General features: G+C 73.9%; 17 protein-coding genes. 9 read left to right on the plus strand and 8 right to left on the minus strand.

All coding sequences use genetic code 11. The annotated features are described in order from the left end of the window. Positions 1–179 precede the first annotated feature (179 nt). A complete protein-coding gene (locus TOK_RS18595) occupies positions 180–968 on the plus strand; it encodes a DUF427 domain-containing protein (protein ID WP_098959218.1) in 789 nt (262 codons plus the stop codon). A 29-nt stretch (positions 969–997) separates the two neighbouring features. Here the strand turns inward: TOK_RS18595 and TOK_RS18600 are convergent, their stop codons facing one another. Further along, entirely contained in the window at positions 998–1,531 is a 534-nt protein-coding gene (locus TOK_RS18600; RefSeq protein ID WP_253258474.1) for a MarR family winged helix-turn-helix transcriptional regulator, read from the minus strand. A gap of 107 nt (positions 1,532–1,638) precedes the next feature. Further along, positions 1,639–2,604: a type I pantothenate kinase gene (gene coaA / locus TOK_RS18605; RefSeq protein WP_098959219.1), complete on the minus strand. Its 966-nt coding sequence runs from the start codon at positions 2,602–2,604 to the stop codon at positions 1,639–1,641. Between the two features lie 526 nt (positions 2,605–3,130). Here coaA and TOK_RS18610 point away from each other — a divergent pair. The 3 genes from TOK_RS18610 (at position 3,131) to TOK_RS18620 (ending at position 6,567) form a co-directional block, all read left to right on the plus strand. Further along, positions 3,131–4,495 carry a hemolysin family protein gene (locus TOK_RS18610; protein WP_098959220.1) on the plus strand — a complete coding sequence of 455 codons (1,365 nt, stop codon included), beginning with the start codon at positions 3,131–3,133 and terminating at the stop codon, positions 4,493–4,495. Then, entirely contained in the window at positions 4,485–5,549 is a 1,065-nt protein-coding gene (locus TOK_RS18615) for a hemolysin family protein (RefSeq protein ID WP_098959337.1), read from the plus strand. The genes TOK_RS18610 and TOK_RS18615 overlap by 11 nt, the downstream gene beginning before the upstream one ends. 121 nt (positions 5,550–5,670) lie before the next feature. Next, on the plus strand, positions 5,671–6,567 hold the full coding sequence (locus tag TOK_RS18620) for a 3-methyladenine DNA glycosylase (protein ID WP_374754908.1): 897 nt from the start codon (positions 5,671–5,673) through the stop codon (positions 6,565–6,567). Between the two features lie 173 nt (positions 6,568–6,740). On the opposite strand, the gene TOK_RS18625 is transcribed toward TOK_RS18620, so the two are convergent. From TOK_RS18625 to TOK_RS18640, 4 genes are all read right to left on the minus strand, one after another. Next, positions 6,741–7,319: a MerR family transcriptional regulator gene (locus TOK_RS18625; RefSeq protein WP_098959221.1), complete on the minus strand. Its 579-nt coding sequence runs from the start codon at positions 7,317–7,319 to the stop codon at positions 6,741–6,743. A gap of 155 nt (positions 7,320–7,474) precedes the next feature. Next, a complete protein-coding gene (locus tag TOK_RS18630) occupies positions 7,475–7,951 on the minus strand; it encodes a bifunctional nuclease family protein (protein ID WP_098959223.1) in 477 nt (158 codons plus the stop codon). A gap of 337 nt (positions 7,952–8,288) precedes the next feature. After that, on the minus strand, positions 8,289–8,735 hold the full coding sequence (gene garA, locus TOK_RS18635) for a glycogen accumulation regulator GarA (RefSeq protein WP_098959224.1): 447 nt from the start codon (positions 8,733–8,735) through the stop codon (positions 8,289–8,291). A gap of 147 nt (positions 8,736–8,882) precedes the next feature. Further along, complete coding sequence (locus TOK_RS18640; protein WP_098959225.1) at positions 8,883–9,572, minus strand: CDP-alcohol phosphatidyltransferase family protein; 690 nt, start codon at positions 9,570–9,572, stop codon at positions 8,883–8,885. Positions 9,573–9,642: 70 nt separating this feature from the next. On the opposite strand from TOK_RS18640, the gene TOK_RS18645 reads away from it, so the two are divergent. From TOK_RS18645 to TOK_RS18665, 5 genes are all read left to right on the plus strand, one after another. Beyond that, the gene (locus tag TOK_RS18645; RefSeq protein ID WP_098959227.1) at positions 9,643–10,161 is read left to right on the plus strand and encodes an OsmC family protein; all 519 of its coding nucleotides are present in this window, start codon (positions 9,643–9,645) and stop codon (positions 10,159–10,161) included. Beyond that, positions 10,158–11,732, plus strand: a complete 1,575-nt coding sequence (locus TOK_RS18650; protein WP_098959228.1) for an acetolactate synthase large subunit — start codon at positions 10,158–10,160, stop codon at positions 11,730–11,732. Before TOK_RS18645 ends, TOK_RS18650 begins: the two co-directional genes overlap by 4 nt. A 244-nt stretch (positions 11,733–11,976) precedes the next feature. Continuing rightward, complete coding sequence (locus tag TOK_RS18655; RefSeq protein ID WP_253258475.1) at positions 11,977–13,008, plus strand: MEDS domain-containing protein; 1,032 nt, start codon at positions 11,977–11,979, stop codon at positions 13,006–13,008. Next, entirely contained in the window at positions 13,005–13,955 is a 951-nt protein-coding gene (locus TOK_RS18660) for an ATP-binding protein (protein WP_098959230.1), read from the plus strand. Before TOK_RS18655 ends, TOK_RS18660 begins: the two co-directional genes overlap by 4 nt. Positions 13,956–14,224: 269 nt before the next feature. Beyond that, positions 14,225–14,980, plus strand: coding sequence for a BTAD domain-containing protein (locus TOK_RS18665; RefSeq protein ID WP_216362010.1), 756 nt, complete (start codon positions 14,225–14,227; stop codon positions 14,978–14,980). A gap of 122 nt (positions 14,981–15,102) precedes the next feature. Here TOK_RS18665 and TOK_RS18670 read toward each other — a convergent pair whose 3' ends face one another. Both TOK_RS18670 and TOK_RS32720 read right to left on the minus strand, forming a co-directional pair. After that, positions 15,103–15,366, minus strand: coding sequence for a hypothetical protein (locus TOK_RS18670; RefSeq protein ID WP_098959232.1), 264 nt, complete (start codon positions 15,364–15,366; stop codon positions 15,103–15,105). A 78-nt stretch (positions 15,367–15,444) separates the two neighbouring features. Beyond that, complete coding sequence (locus TOK_RS32720; protein ID WP_172457636.1) at positions 15,445–15,921, minus strand: ATP-binding protein; 477 nt, start codon at positions 15,919–15,921, stop codon at positions 15,445–15,447. Positions 15,922–16,110 lie beyond the last annotated feature (189 nt).

Below are 16,110 nucleotides of genomic sequence, written 5' to 3' on the forward strand. Positions count from 1 at the left end.
GGGCCCACGCACCCGTCAGTAGTCCTGTGAGCTGCGGGGACCGCTCCGGCCGTGCGGGTCGAGGTCGGCGTCGAAGCGGGAGGCGGGTCCTCGCCGTCCGGCCTCCCCGCGCCATGCGCCCCCAGGAGGTGCAGGCTGGGTCCACCCCCACCTGCGAACCACCTCCGAAGGAGCCTCCCGTGGGCCTGACCCGCACCTGCGGACCACTGTCGCCGACCGCGCCGGACACGGTGAACTACGCGATCGACGGTCCGCCGCACAAGCTGCTCGCTCACCCGTTCGAGCGGCGCGTGCGGGCCGAGTTCGCCGGGCGCACCCTGCTCGACACCCGCGACGGGCTGCTCCTGCACGAGACCGCGCTGCTGCCGGTGCTGTACGTGCCGTTCGCCGACATCGACGGCGACCTTCTCGTCGAGTCGGAACACACGACGCACTGCCCGTTCAAGGGCGACGCCGCATACCACTCGCTGCGCGCCGGTGACCGCGTCGTCGAGAACGCGGTGTGGTCCTACCCTCAGCCGCGGCCCGCGACCCCGTGGCTGGCCGGGCGCGCCGCCGTGTACTGGACGGCGGCCGACGCCTGGTTCGACGAGGACGAGCAGGTCCACGCCCACCTCACCGACCCGTACACACGCGTCGACATCCGCCCGACGAGCCGGCACGTGCAGGTCCGCCACGGCGACGTCGTCGTGGCCGAGTCCCGCAGCGCGACGCTGCTGTGCGAGACCGGCCTGCCGTGGCGCTGGTACCTGCGTGAGCAGGACGTCGTGGCACCGCTGGAGCCGAGCGTGACCCGTACCCGCTGTCCCTACAAGGGCGAGGCCGGCTACCGCGGGGTGCGGCTGCCCGACGGCCGTCTGCTCGCCGACGCGGCCTGGACCTACCCGGACCCGCTGCCGGAGTCGGCGCGGATCGCGGGCCTGCTGTCGTTCGCCCACGACGAGCTCACGGTCGTCGTCGACCCGTAGGCGGTCCCGATGCCGGTCGGGCGGCGGGGTCAGCCCGTCGCGTTGCCGTCCGAGTCGTCGACGAGCAGCGCCTCGAGGGCCGGCAGCGCCTCGGTCAGCGCGGCGACCTGTGCCGGGTCGAGCCGGCGCAACCGGCGCGCGAGCAGCGCGGTGCGGTGGTTGCGCACCTCGGAGAGCACCTCGGCGCCCTTGTCGGACAGCGTGATCAGTACGCCGCGGGCATCGTCGGGGTCGACCGTGCGCACCACGAGACCCTGCTCGTCGAGCGCGGTGAGCACCCGGCTCATCGTCGGCGCGGTGACGGCCTCGCGGCGCGCGAGGTCGGAGAGCCGCAGCGGCCCTTTCTGCTCGACGGTGACGAGCGTCGAGAGCTGCAGCGGGGGAACGGACTGCCGCCCGTCGATGCGGATGCGCCGGTTCAGCCGTCCCACGACCAGCCCGAGCCGGGCGGCCAGGGGCGTCGGGTCCTCGTCGGCCGGGTCGCCGTCCGCCGGTCTCGTCTCGTCCATGCCGCCCGCCACCTCCGGGCTCGCCACGTCGGCACCGCCTCGCATGGCGTTCATGGTGCCAGCACCGTCCACATCCGACGACGGCGGCTCGCTGCCGCACCGCGTGGACGTGCGAGGACCGGGCTCGGGGAGACGACCGCGGCCCGGCGGCCGGCACCGGGTCAGACCTTGCGGAGCCGGATCCCGGTGACGGCGTGGTTGCGGCCCTTGCGCAGCACCAGGCTGGCCCGGCCCCGCGTCGGCAGGATGTTCTCCTCCAGGTTCGGGCCGTTGATCTCCGCCCAGATCGACTGCGCCCGCTCGATGGCGGCGGGCTCGTCCAGGGCGGCGTAGCGGCGGAAGTACGACGCGGGATCGCGGAACGCCGTCTCCCGCAGGCGCAGGAAGCGGTTGACGTACCACTGCCGGATGTCCTCGGTCGCGGCGTCGACGTAGACGGAGAAGTCGATGAAGTCGCTGACCGCGAGCGCCCCGCCCATCGTCAGGCTCGGCTGCGCGGGCTGCAGCACGTTGAGACCCTCGACGATGAGGATGTCGGGCTTGTGCACCACCGTCCGCTCGCCCTCGACGATGTCGTAGACGAGGTGCGAGTAGACCGGGGCATGGACCTCCGGGCGGCCCGCCTTGATCTCGGTGATGAACCGCAGCAGCGCCCGCCGGTCGTAGGACTCGGGAAACCCCTTGCGCTGCATCAGGTCGCGGCGTTCGAGCTCGGCGTTGGGGTACAGGAAGCCGTCGGTGGTGATGAGCTCGACGCGGGGGTGCTGGGGCCAGCGCGCGAGCAGCAGGCGCAGCAGCCGCGCCGTCGTCGACTTGCCCACCGACACCGACCCGGCGATCCCGATCACGAACGGGGTGCGCTCCGTCGTGCCGCCGAGGAAGTTGCGGTAGGCCCGGTAGAGCCGCCCACCCTCCTGCACGTGCAGGGTCAGCAGCCGCGACAGCGGCAGGTACACCTGGCGGACCTCGTCGAGGTCGACGAAGTCGCCGAGGCTCCGGACCTGTTCCAGCTCGTGCGCCGTCAACGGCAGCGGTGTGGCGGTACCCAGGCGCGCCCACGCATCCCGGTCGAAGTCGACGAACGGCGACGACGCGAGTCCGTCGCGGACCCCCGCTGAGCGGGTCACCGCGGCGCCACCATCGGCTGCCGTCGGCTCGTACAGCTCGACATGGTGGTCAAACCTAGACGCCGAGACCTGCGATGGGCGTCGTGAGATCGGTCGCACCGCCCGGGAGGCGGGCGGATCTCGGTGGTGCCCGGCACGATGGCCCGATGACCGTCGCCGAGCTCGACCCCCGGGCCGTCCTCGCCCACCGCGTCGCCGCGCACGGCCTCCCCGACCGCGCGCCGGCGGCGTCGCCGACCTCTCGGTGTGCGGCCTCGGGGTGCAGGACACTCCACCGGGCGCGCTGCGCGCGGCCCTCTCGGCCCGGCTGGCCACGGTCCGCGGCACCGCCGAGGCGGTCGTGACCGTCGGCTGACCGCCGCACGTCACGGTGCTCGCCGGGCCGGGCCGGACCTGCTCCGACGCCCTACACTCGGTCAGCCCGCACCGGTCCGGCTCCGCTCTCGGGGCGCCCGACGAACGAACGCCCAGGAGCTGCAGTGCCCGCCGACCGGCTCCCCTCCCCCGCACGCCGCCCCGGCGGGCCGTGGTGACCGTCCTGTTGTCGGTGCTCGGCCTCGTCGCCGTGCTCGCCCTGACCTTCGGCACCGCCGTGGCGGTCGCGTCGGAGTTCTCCCTCACCGCGCTCGAACGCAGCCAGGTCGAGGGGCACGTCGCCGCGACCGGGGACCGTCGCGCCACCGTCCTGCAGAGCGCGCACCGCGGCCTGTCGTTCCAGCTGTCGGGCGCCCAGCTGCTCATCACCGTGACGACACTGGCCACCGGGTACATCGCCGAACCCGCGATCGCCGAGCTGATCCGCCCTGGCCTGGCGGCCACCGGCATGTCCGAGGGCTGGGCCGCGGGCGGCGCGACGGCGTTGTCACTGGTCCTGGCCACGACGCTGTCGATGGTGTTCGGGGAGCTGGTGCCCAAGAACATCGCGATCGCCCGCCCGCTGGCCACCGCCCGCGCCGTGGTGTGGCTGCTGGCCGGGTTCTCCGGCGCGTTCCGCTGGCTCATCGTCGGGCTCAACCGGGCCGCGAACGGCGTCGTCCGCAAGCTCGGCGTGGAGCCCGCGGAGGAGCTCCGCTCGGCGCGCGCCCCCAACGAGCTCAGCTCGCTGGTCCGCGCCTCCGCCGCGCACGGCACCCTCGACGAGGGCACCGCCACCCTGATGGACCGGTCGCTGCGGTTCACCGACCGCGTCGCCGAGGACCTGATGACCCCGCGGGTCCGGATGGAGGCCCTGGCCGCCGACGACTCCGTCGCCGACCTCGTCCTGCTCTCACGCACCTCCGGGTTCTCCCGCTTCCCCGTCCACGACGGCGACCCCGACTCGGTGCTCGGGCTCGTCCACGTCAAGCAGGCGTTCGCCGTGCCCGCCGCCGACCGCGTCCACACCCCGGTGCGGGAGCTGGTGCAGGTGGCGCCGACGGTCCCGGAGTCCCTCGACGGCGACGCCCTGCTGACCCGCCTGCGCGACTCGGGCCTGCAGATGGCCGTCGTCGTCGACGAGTACGGCGGCACCGCGGGGATCGTGACGCTGGAGGATCTCGTCGAGGAGATCGTCGGCGACGTCCGCGACGAGCACGACCGTGCCGAGGCGCCCACCGTGCGCCCGCTGGGCCGCGACTCCTGGGTGGTGTCGGGGCTGCTGCGGGCCGACGAGGTCGCCGATGCCACCGGCTTCGAGATGCCCGAGGGCGACTACGAGACGCTCGCCGGGCTGGTCCTGTCCCGGCTCGGGCGCATCCCCGACGTGGGTGACGACCTCGTCGTCGGCGGCTGGCGGCTGACCGTGATGCGCCGCGACCGCCACCGGATCGCCGAACTGCGCCTCGCCCGGCTGGCCGACGACCTCGGTCGTGCCGGCAGCGGTCGCGACGGGGAGGCTCCTGATGGGCGGTGACCTGCTCTCCCTGCTCGCCGCGATCCTGCTGCTGCTGGCCAACGCGTTCTTCGTCGGCGCCGAGTTCGCGCTGATCTCGGCCCGCCGCGACCGGCTGGAGGCCATGGCGCACAGCGGGGACGCGGCCGCGCGCACGGTGCTGGCCGCCTCCGCCGACCTGTCGCGGATGCTCGCCGCGTCCCAGCTCGGCATCACGATCGCGTCGCTGCTGCTGGGCCGGCTCGGAGAACCCGCCGTCGCCCACCTCATCGAACGCCCGTTCCAGCTCCTGGGGCTGCCCGAGGGGCTGTTGCACCCGATCGCGTTCGCGATCTCGTTGGCCGTCGTCGTCGTCGCGCACATGGTGCTGGGCGAGATGGTGCCCAAGAACATCGCGATCGCGGGACCCGAGCGCACCGCGGCGCTGCTGGTGCCGCCGTTCCTGGTGTGGACGCGCATCGCCGGCCCGATCGTCTCGATGTTCAACTGGATGGCCAACTCGGTGCTACGGCTGCTGGGCGTCGAGCCGCGCGACGAGCTGGAGTCGGCGTTCACCCGCGGCGAGATCGCCGAGATGATCTCCGACTCACGGCGCGAGGGCCTGCTCGACGACGAGGAGTCCAGCCGGCTCTCGCGCACGCTGGGCTCGGCCGAGGCCACCGTCGCCGACGTCGTCGTCCCGCTCGCAGAGCTGGTGACGCTGTCGCCCGAGCCGACGGTCGGGGAGGTCGCGGCGGCCGTCGCGGAGACCGGGTTCTCCCGGTTCCCGCTGCGGGGCGACGACGGGCGGCTCGTCGGGTACCTGCACGTCAAGGACATCCTCGACGTCGTCGACGACCCGGCGGCGGTCGTCCCGGCGTCCCGGTTCCGGGGGCTGCCCGAGGTCCCGGCCGACGCCCGCCTCGACGAGGCCCTCGCGGCGCTGCGCAGCTCCCGGGCGCACCTGGCCCGGGCGGTCGACCCCGCCGGCCGCACCGTGGGGCTCGTCGCGATGGAGGACCTGCTGGAGGCCTACGTCGGCACGGTCCGCGACTCCACCCACACCCCGCGCCCGGCGGGACGATCCGGGGACTGACTCGACCCGGGTTCAGGGAGCACCCTTCCTGGGTCCTCGCTCTCGGCATCGAGGAGGACGGGCCGGGCAGGCGCCGGGTCCACCGCCCCGGCACCGACGACGCGGCCGGTACCGTCGCCGGGTGACCGCCCCGCCCGAGACATCGACGCCTGCGTCGGAGGTGCTCGACGGTCCCCGGTGGCGGGAGCGGGCGGCGGCGCACCGCGACCGCGTCGCCCGCTGGACCGTTCCGCACCGGGAGCGGCGCCGCCGCGGTGAGGCCCATCCGGTGCTGGACTTCCTGTTCACCTACTACTCGTTGCGCCCCGCGCAGCTCGAACGCTGGGACCCGGGGCCGGGTGTCGTGCTGCGCGACGCGGGCGAGTACGTGGGTCGCCCCGGCTACACCGGGACCGCCGACGGCGTCGCGCTCGACCCGGCGTCGCTGCCACGGCTGGCCGGGACCGCAGGGTTCGTCGGCGGCCTGCTGTCCGCGACCCTGTCGCGGCCGGCGCGGTTCGGCTGCTTCGGGCTCCACGAGTGGGCGATGGTGTACCGGTCCGGGGCCCCCCGCCACGGCGCCGTGCCGCTGCGGCTGGGGCCCGCCGGCACCGACGCCGTCGTCGAGTCCCTGCCGGTGCACTGCACCCACTACGACGCGTTCCGCTTCTTCACCGACGACGCCCGGCCCCGTAACGCGCTCACCCCGACCCGGGAGTCGCAGGTCGAGCTGGAGCAGCCGGGCTGCCTGCACGCGACGATGGACCTCTACAAGTGGGCGTACAAGCTCGCCCCGGCGTGCCCGTCGGAGCTGCTGGCCGACTGCCTGGAGCTGGCCGTCGACGTCCGCGAGCTCGACATGCGGGCCAGCCCCTACGACCTGGCGGCGCACGGCTACGCGCCGGTCCGTATCGAGACGCCGGCGGGACGCGCCGAGTACGCGCGGGCGCAGGCGTGCTTCGCTGAGCGCGCCGCCCCGCTGCGGGCACGGCTGATCACGTTGTGCGAGACCCTGACGCACTCACTCGGTCACGCGTAGGCCGAGACCGGCCGGCGCCGCATCGGGGTGCGTTCGCCGTGGGCTCCGCACCGGCGGCCACACCGAGCGGTCGTGCACGCCCGGCGTCGCGCCGGCGCGGGATCGGCGACCAGCCGCAGAATCCTGGGCCCCGGAGGGTGACGTCCAGGGCTGCTGCGAGGCCGTGACCCGGGTCAGCTGATGGCCCGACGGGCCCGGCGGCGCGAGAGCTCGTCCTCCGGGGAGTCGTCGACGGTGCCGCCGTCGGCGCGTTCGACCGGGAAGTCCTTGATCGAGCCGCTGATCTCGCGCATCGCGCCGGAGACGGCGATCCCGAACACACCCTGGCCACCCTGGAGCAGGTCGACGACCTCTTCGGCCGAGGAGCACTCGTAGACGGTCGTACCGTCGCTGAACAGGGTGATGCCCGCCAGATCTCTTATCCCGCGGCGGCGCAGATGCTCCACCGCGACGCGGATGTTCTGCAGCGAGACGCCTGCGTCGAGCAGCCGCTTCACGACCTTCAGGACGAGGACGTCCTTGAAGGAGTAGAGCCGCTGGCTGCCGGAACCGGCCGCACCCCTTATGGAGGGGACGACGAGACCGGTACGGGCCCAGTAGTCGAGCTGCCGGTAGGTGATGCCGACGACCTGGCACGCGGTGGGACCACGGAAGCCGACCAGCTGGTCGGGCATACCGTCGAGGCCCTCGCCGACGAGCGGGTCGGGAAAGAGTTCGCCCTGCTCGGGCGCGTCGGGCGGCGACGCGTCCACGGCTCTCCTTCCCTCGGGTCGCGGTAGACCGCGAAGCCCCGTGTTTCACCCATCCGAACGATGCTGACCGTAAGCAAGTCCCTGCGCTGGGTCAACGCGCCGCGCCGACCAGGTCACCCGATCATGGGCGTGTCGCCTGGATCGTGACCTGCCCGTCACCCGGGTTGGGCGCCCCTGAAGTCCTCGGGCGAGACGGAGTCGAGGAACTCGCGGAACTTCTCGACCTCGTCCTCCTGCTCGTCGGGGATGACCAGACCCGCCTCGGAGAGCACGCTCTCGTCGGCATGGATGGGCACCCCGATGCGCAGCGCGAGGGCGACCGAGTCGCTCGGCCGCGCCGACACCTTCACGCCGCCGTCGAAGATCAGCTCGGCGTAGAAGGTGCCCTCCTGCAGGTCCGTGATCCGCACCTGCTCGAGCCGCCTGCCCAGCGCGCCGATCACGTCCTTGAGCAGATCATGGGTGAGCGGGCGGGCCGGCTTCACACCCTGCTGCTCCAGCGCGATGGCCGTGGCCTCGACCGACCCGATCCAGATCGGTAGATAGCGGTCGCCGCTCGTCTCCCGCAGCAGGAGGATGGGCTGGTTGGCGGGAAGTTCGACCCTGACTCCCACGACGCGCATCTCGCTCATACGTCGCCTCCTGACCGTCGTGCGTCGCCACTCCGCACGGTGGGAGGACCGGGCCGGGGGAACCGGTTCCGTCGTCCGTCGAACCGCGCGGCGTCTGACCATGATGACGCTACACGGGCCACCTCGCCGCCGCGCGCCTCCGGATGGGCCATCCCCGGACCCGTGCCGGTCGGGTCGCGTCCACCTGCGGATTCCGTGGCTCGTCACCCCCCGCCCCGGCACCGCCGTCCGGGTGCCCCCACCTCCGCAGCGGCCGGACGTGCCGCGCGCGCCGCGGACACGACGAGGGGTGCCGGCCGCGATGGCCGGCACCCCTCGGATGCGTCGAGCTGCGCCGTCAGGCGCGTCCGGGGTCGCTCGACCCCGTGAGGAAGATCAGCCGGAACTTGCCGATCTGGACCTCGTCGCCGTCGGCGAGCACTGCCGTGTCGACCGGCTCGCGGTTGACGTAGGTGCCGTTGAGGCTGCCGACGTCGACCACCACGAACTCGCCGTCACGGCGGAACTCCGCGTGCCGGCGGGAGACCGTGACGTCATCGAGGAAGATGTCGCTGTCGGGGTGGCGGCCCGCGCTCGTCGTCGGCCGGTCGAGCAGGAACCGCGACCCGGCGTTCGGGCCGCGCTTGACCACCAGCAACGCCGAGCCCGGGGGCAGCGCGTCGAGACCGGAGACCGGCTGGTCCGCCACCGGCTGCTCCACGTCGGCGAGGAAGTCGGCACGGAAGACCGAGGTCGTCTCCGGTGCGCGCTCCGGCGGGACACCGGGGCCGTCGTTCGTGGTCACCTCGGGCTCTCCTCCTGCGGTGTGCGGGACGCCGACCGAGGTGGCCTGCGTCGCGGGGAACCTACCGTGCCGGACCGACGCGGGCCGGGCCGAATCGGGTCCCGGTGGCGCCGCCGGCTTCGTTCGGCTCGTGACGGAGCCTAGACCTCAGGCGGGCCCGGCCGGACGCGGGTTCCGGACGCTGCCGGACCCGTCCGCGGCGTCGGCCGGGGCCCCGTCGACGATCTCGGCGCCGGCCCCGTCGCGGATCTCGCCGGGCACGGGTGCCGGAGTGCGCATCGCCGCCACGAACTGGGCCAGGTAGAGCAGCCCGGTCCACAGGTAGAGGGCGACGCCCCAGCCCGCGAACGCGTAGCCGAACGGGCGGGCGAGATCGGCGAACCAGTTGTGCCCCTGCCCCAGCAGGAGCAGCGGGAAGGCGTACAGCAGCTGGAACGTCGCGGCCTTACCCAGGTAGGTGACGACGAACGGCCCGTACCCGCGGCGGCGCAGGATCGCCAGGCACACCCCCAGCACCAGGTCGCGCGCCACCAGGACGATCACCGCCCACCACGGCACCACCTCACGCACCCCGAGCGCGACGAGCGCGGCGAGGATGTAGAGCCGGTCGACCGCCGGGTCGAGCAGCGCGCCGAGGCGCGAGTACTGGTTCAGCAGCCGTGCCAGCTTGCCGTCGAGCCAGTCGGTGAACCCGCCGACGGCGAGCACCACGATCGCCCAGCCGTCGGCGTGCGGGCCCAGCAACAGGTACAGGAACAGCGGTACGCCGAGCAGGCGCAGCAGGCTCAGGGCGTTGGGGACGGTGAGCACCCGGTCCGCGGAGGAGGGGTCGGCCACGCCGGGAGCCTACGTCGCTCCCGACGGGCGGGGCTGCGGACGGTCGGTCCGGCGCGGCACGATGGGCGGCATGGACGCGACGACGCTCCGCCGGACACAGGCCCCCCTCAAGCAGCGCTACCGCGACGACCCCGGTAGCGCGCTGGTCACGTTGCACGCCGACGGCGAGCTCGACGGCTCCGGCGTCGCCTGCCGTGTCCGGACCGCGACCACGCTCGCGGAGGCCGGGCTGCACCCGGCGACCGGCGGCGACGGCACCCAGCTGTGCTCGGGCGACATGCTGCTCGAGGCGCTGGTCGCGTGCGCCGGCGTCACGCTGCGGGCGGTCGCGACGTCGCTGGGGATCGAGGCGACGGGCACCGTGCACGCCGAGGGCGACCTCGACTTCCGCGGGACGCTCGGCGTCGACAAGGAGGCACCCGTCGGATTCCGCGACGTGCGGCTGCGCTTCGAGCTGGTCACCGACGCCGACGCCGAGAAGGTCGCCACCCTGGTGACGTTGACCGAGCGCTACTGCGTCGTGCTGCAGACGCTGCGCTCCTCCCCCACCACGGCCGTCGAGGTCACGACGGAGGGGGCGAGCCGATGAGGGGCGCCCACGCACTGCTGCACACGCTCGTCGACGGCGGCGTCGACGTCTGCTTCGCCAACCCCGGCACGTCGGAGATGCATTTCGTCGCGGCGCTGGACGGGGTGCCCGCGATGCGCCCGGTGCTGACGCTGTTCGAGGGCGTCGCCACCGGCGCCGCCGACGGCTGGGGCCGGATGACCGGGCGGCCGGCGTCGGTGCTGCTGCACCTGGGCCCGGGGCTGGGCAACGGCCTGGCCAACCTGCACAACGCGAGACGCGCGGGCACCCCCGTCGTCACCGTCGTCGGTGACCACTCGACGGCGCACAAGGTGCACGACGCCCCGCTCGACTCCGACATCGACTCGGTCGCAGGCACGGTGTCGCGGTGGGTGCGCCGCAGCGCCACCGCCGCCGACGTCGGGCCCGACACCGCCTCGGCGGTCGCCGCCGCGCTCGGCCCACCCGCCGGCATCGCGACCCTGATCCTGCCCGCCGACGCGTCGTGGGACGACGGCGCCGCACCCGCGAGGGTCGAGCCCACAGCGGCGGCGGGTCGCGGTGCGCTCGACGCCGACACACTCGAGGCCGCGGCCAAGGCGCTCACCGGCGGTGAGCCCTGCGTCCTGCTGATCGGCAGCGACGCCGCCCTCGCCGACGGAGCCCGGGCCGCCGCCCGGATCGCCGCCGCCACCGGGGCGACGCTGCTGGCCGAGACGTTCCCGTCGCGGTCCGAACGCGGTGGCGGGCTGCCCGCGGTCCCCCGGCTCAGCTACGTCGCGGCGGCCGCCCGGCGTCAGCTCGACGGCGCCGCGCACATCGTGCTGGCCGGGGCCCGCAGCCCGGTCGCGTTCTTCGGCTACCCCCGGCAGTCCGGCGACCTGCTGCCCGAGGGCTGCGACGTCGTCACGATCGCCGAGAAGTACGGGCCGGCGTCGACGGCGCTGCAGGCGCTGGCCGACCTGGTCGCCCCCGGCACCCGGGCCCCGGCCGGACCGGCCGGGCGTCCCGCGCTGCCGACGGGTGAGCTGACCGGTGCGTCGGCGTCCGCGGTGATCGGGGCGCTGCTGCCCGACGGCGCGATCGTCGTCGACGAGGCCAACACCTCCGGTGTCGGCCTCGGGCAGGCGACGGCGGGCGGGCCGCGCCACGACTGGCTGACCCTGCCCGGCGGCGCGATCGGCTACGGCATGCCCGCCGCCGCGGGCGCGGCCGTCGCCTGTCCGGACCGCCCGGTGTGGTGCCTGGCAGCCGACGGCGCCGCCATGTACACGATCTCCGCGCTGTGGACCCACGCCCGCGAGGGCCTCGACGTGACGACGGTCGTCTACAACAACGCCGCGTACGCCGTCCTGCGGGCGGAACTCGCCCAGGTGGGTGCCGAGTTCACCGGCGACGGGTCCGGCGCGGTCGCGCGCAGGCTGCTCGACCTCGACGACCCGACGCTCGACTTCGTGCGCATCGCCGAGGGCATGGGTGTGCCGGCGCGGCGGGCCGAAACCGCCGACCAGTTCGCCGACGCACTGCGCGCCGCGGCGGCCGAGCCCGGTCCGCACCTGGTCGAGGCGATGGTTCCGCCGGTCGTGCGCTGACCGGCGGAACCGGAGTTGGGCCGTTCGTCGCGGTCACTGGTACGTCCGGCGGGTACATCCGGGGGCCACTCGACCGGGTGGCTGCCGCCGATCGGCCGCTCACGGTCCGTTCGACGCCCTGGCGTGCCACTTCGGCGCGCGGTAGTCCGTTCGACGGCGGTGACCAGCGGGTAGTCCGCCATACAGTGGAGAGCGGTCACCGAAGGCTTCCGGTTGGGTGCAGATGACGAGATCGACGCGAGACGTGTCGCCCGGCGATCACGTGTGCGCGGTCCCGCTCAGCGAGGAACAGCTCTGGGAGGTGTCGGCCGACTTCGTCGCCGACGGACTCGACCGTCATGAGCGGGTCCTCTACTTCGACGACGGCACAGCCGAGGGCGTCCTGGACCGGCTGGCCGACGACCACGTCGCGTTCGAGCGGCCGCTGCGCACCGGCCAGCTCGCGATCGTGCCGGCCGAGGCCACCCGCGCCGTCTTCCACACGCCTCTGCCCGAGGCCCGGGCGATGATGCTCGAGCACATCGAGGGCTCGAAGGCCGCCGGCTACACGGGTTTCCGGATGACCGGGCAGATGAGCCACGGCGTCGACCGCCGGTGGCCCGCGCCGTTCGCCGAGTACGACCGTGAGCTCGACGCCCTGGTCCGCGAGCGTGGCATCACCGCGTTGTGCCTGTACGACCGGCGCCGCTACTCCGACGAGCAGATCGAGCGGATGCGCGACGTCCACCGGAAGGAGCTCAGCGTGCCGACGGCGTACGACGACGGCTTGCTGCGCGTCGTCCGCACCGGTCCGACCAGCGCGCGGCTGGCCGGCGAGGTCGACCACAGCAACCGGCCCGCGATCGCCAGGCTCCTGGAGACGACGCTCGACGACGCGCTGCGGTCGCACTCCGCCCCCACCGACATCGTGCTGAACCTGGCCTCGCTCCGCTTCATCGACGTGGCCTCCGCCGTCAGCCTCGTGCACGCCGCGGAGGGCTTCCCCGACACCCACCGCCTCGTCCTGTCCGACGTCCGGCCCGGGGTGCTGCGGGTGCTCGACCGGTGCGGCGCGCCGTTCGCGGCGCAGCTGACCGTCCACGAGTTCGACGGCACCACCGATGCGGGCCGCACGGGTCCGGGCCCGGTCGTCGGGCCCGGCCGGCACGGGGGCGGGCCGGGACACGGAAACGGCGGCACCACCGGGAACGGCGGCACCACCGGGAACGGCGGCGGCCCGCCCTGGACCACCGACGGCCACGGCGACGGCTACCCCCATCTGCGGGAGGCACGGTGAGGATCGAGACCACGCGGACCGCTGCGCCGGTCCGGCTGCAGCACGCCTGCGCGATGTACTCCTCGTCGGCCGATCTGGTCACCCAGGCGACGCCGCTGGTCGCCGACGCCTCCCGCCGCGGCGAGGCCGTCGTGCTGTCGGTGCGCCCCGAGTCCGAGGCCCGGCTGCGCGACGCGGCCGGCTCGGCGCGCGTCGTCGCGCTCGGCCCCGACACCCCCGCGCGCAGCTCCGGGCAGACCACCGCCGCCCGGCTGGCCCGCGAGCTCCGTGAGCTGACCTCACAGGCCGGTGCCGTCCTCGCCGTCTCCGAGCACGACAGCGCACTCGACGGGATCGACGGCCGCTACTGGACCGAGCTGGACGCGGCGCTCAACGTCGCGCTCACCGACCTGCCGGTCAGCATGTTCTGCTTCTACCCGGAGCTGCCGCTGCACTCGGAGATCCTCGACGGCGCGATCGCCAACCACCCGCTGCTGTTCGAGCGGGGCAGGCTGCACGTCAACCCCGAGCACCGGGCTCCGCGCGATGTGCTGGCCGGGATGCCCGCGTCCCCGCCGGTGCTGCTGGGCGCGCCCGATCTCGACATGGTGTTCTCCGCCTGGCAGCTGCACGAGGTGCGGGCCGCGGTGTCGGACCTGGCGTCGGCCACGGCGTTCGACGTGTCACGGAGCGAGGACGTCGTGCTGGCGGTCAACGAGATCGCCACCAACGCCGTCGAGCACGGCGCCGGCGAGGCGCGGATCGCGTTGTGGATCGCGGGCGACGGGTTGGTCGCCGAGGTGCACGACACCGGCGAGGCACTCACCGAGCCCCTGCCGGGGCTGCGGGCCCCGCATCCGGCCGATCCGCGGGGCCGGGGCGTGTGGATCGCGCGGCAGCTGTGTGACGTGCTGCACGTGTGGCGTGATCGTTCGGGGACCCACGTGCGGATGCACGCAGCGCCCTGAGCTAACATCGTTATGCGTTGCGGTGCCGGCCGTCCGTCATGAGCCGGAAACTGTGACGAAACGACTGACACAAGCCCCTTGGCAAGTCCGCTGCGCGGGAGAACACTCGGTTCCGCGCCGGGCGCCCTCAGGGCCTGCCATGGTTGACAACATCGACATTCTTCGCGGGGACAGACATGTCTGACGATCAGCGCCGATCTCGTACAACCGGACCCGGGCATCAGGTCTGTGTACTGGGATCCTTCACCCTGACTCATGACGGGGTGGCAGTGGCGCTGCGTGTCGATGCCCGCCGCGTCGTCGCGTACCTGTCGATCCACCACCGCTCGCAGCCGCTGTCGACGCTCGCGACCGACCTGTGGCCCGGCGTCGAGTCCGGTGCGGCCCTGGGGCTGCTCGACGAGGCACTCGCCGACGTCGACGTACCGGGGCTCCTCGTCGTCGACACCCTTGCGGGCACCGTCGTCCTCGACTCCGCCGTGGCTGTCGACCTCGACGAGGCGATGGCGCTGGTCCGCATGATCCCCGAGGTCCCGGCCACCGAGGTCACCGACACCGAGCTCCTGCGGGCCGACGTGCTGCCGTCGTGGACGGCGCCGTGGATCGCGGTCGAGCGCGAGCGCTTCCGCCAGCTGCGCCTCAACGCCCTGGAGGACCTCAGCCTGCGGTTCAGCGCCGCGGGCGACCACGAGCAGGCCGTCGGCCTCGCCTCCGTCGCCGTCAAGGCTGCGCCGAGCCGGGAGAACGCCCGCCGCGCCCTCATCGAGGCCCACCTCGCCCAGGGCGACCTCGCGGCCGCCGTCGCCGAGTACGACGACTACCAGGAGCTGTTGCGCTCCAGCGTCGGCGGGCCGATCGGCTCCAACCTCGACATGCTGTTCCCGCCGTCACCGGCGTGGCCGGTCGTCCGCGGCTTCCGCCCGATGGCGCCGCGCTCGGCCGTCGCGCTGCCGGGCCTGCGTGCCGTGCGCACCCCCGGCTCGCGCCGCCTCGTCGCCGGTGGCTCGATCCCCTCGGGTCGCTGACCGCACCACACACTCCACACACGCCCTCGGCCGAGTCGGCCGGGGGCGCTGTGCTGTCGACGCCGTGTGGTCGACGCCGTGCTGTCGACGCGTGTGGTCGACGCCGTGTGGTCGGCCCGCGGTCAACGCGAGCGCATGTTGCGGCGCAGCACCCAGGTGATGTCGACGGCCGCGAACACCGCCAGGACGACGAGCACGACCCCGAAGAACGGGAAGCCCCGCAGGAACACCAGACCGGCGCCGACGACGAGCACCACCAGCACGATCGTCGACACCCAGGTCCGTGCGGTGAAGGTGCGCTCAGGTGTGGGGCCGCCGGAACCGCCCTCGACGGGCTCGCCGGGCGACCGGTCGGAGGGCTGCGGGACACGCGGATCGGGCGACATCGTTCCGGGGTCTACCCCACCCACGGCGTGCCGAACACCCGGCGCTGTCGGGGATCACCCGGATCGCCCAACGGTCGGTCAGCTCGCCCGGTCGGCAGGCAGGTGGAAGGTGACCTCGGTGCCGGCGGAGCCGGGACTGATCGCGACGTCGTGTGCCACCGCGCGGATCATCTCCAGCCCGCGGCCGCGGTAGCCGGGATCGGCGGGTGGGCGCCGCCAGTGGCCGTGGTCGCACACCCGGACGTCGACGAGCCGGTGCCCACGCCGGCGGCGCAGCCGCAGCGTGATCTCGACGCGCCCGTCGGCGCTCAGGGGGTAGGCGTGCTCGACGCTGTTGGCGGCCGCCTCACCGACGGCGAGTTGCAGGTCGGCGATCATCTCCTCGTCGAGGTCCAGCGCACGCGCCCATGCCACGACGGCGCGGCGCATCGGGGCCAGCCGCGCGGGGTCGGACGGGACCTCGAGCATCAGCTCGGTGGCGCCGGTGCGGGGCCCGGGGTCGGCCAGGGCGCGCAGCCGCACGCTGCGCTCCTGCTCGTCCACCGTGTCCGCCACCGGCAACCGCCCCTTCCCGGAGCACCCGGCCCCGGTTCCGTCGGCACCGCGTGCGGCCGACCGCGTCGCGTCCGTAGGCCGATCCACGCAGTGTTCTTCGTCCGGGGTGGCCAGGATGTGACAGACCCAAACGTCGGCGTCGCCCGACGGGGTGTACGTCACGCCGGGCGGCACCGATCGGTCGGGGCC

It is taken from the genome of Pseudonocardia sp. N23, from assembly GCF_002583555.1.
Taxonomy (GTDB): domain Bacteria; phylum Actinomycetota; class Actinomycetes; order Mycobacteriales; family Pseudonocardiaceae; genus Pseudonocardia.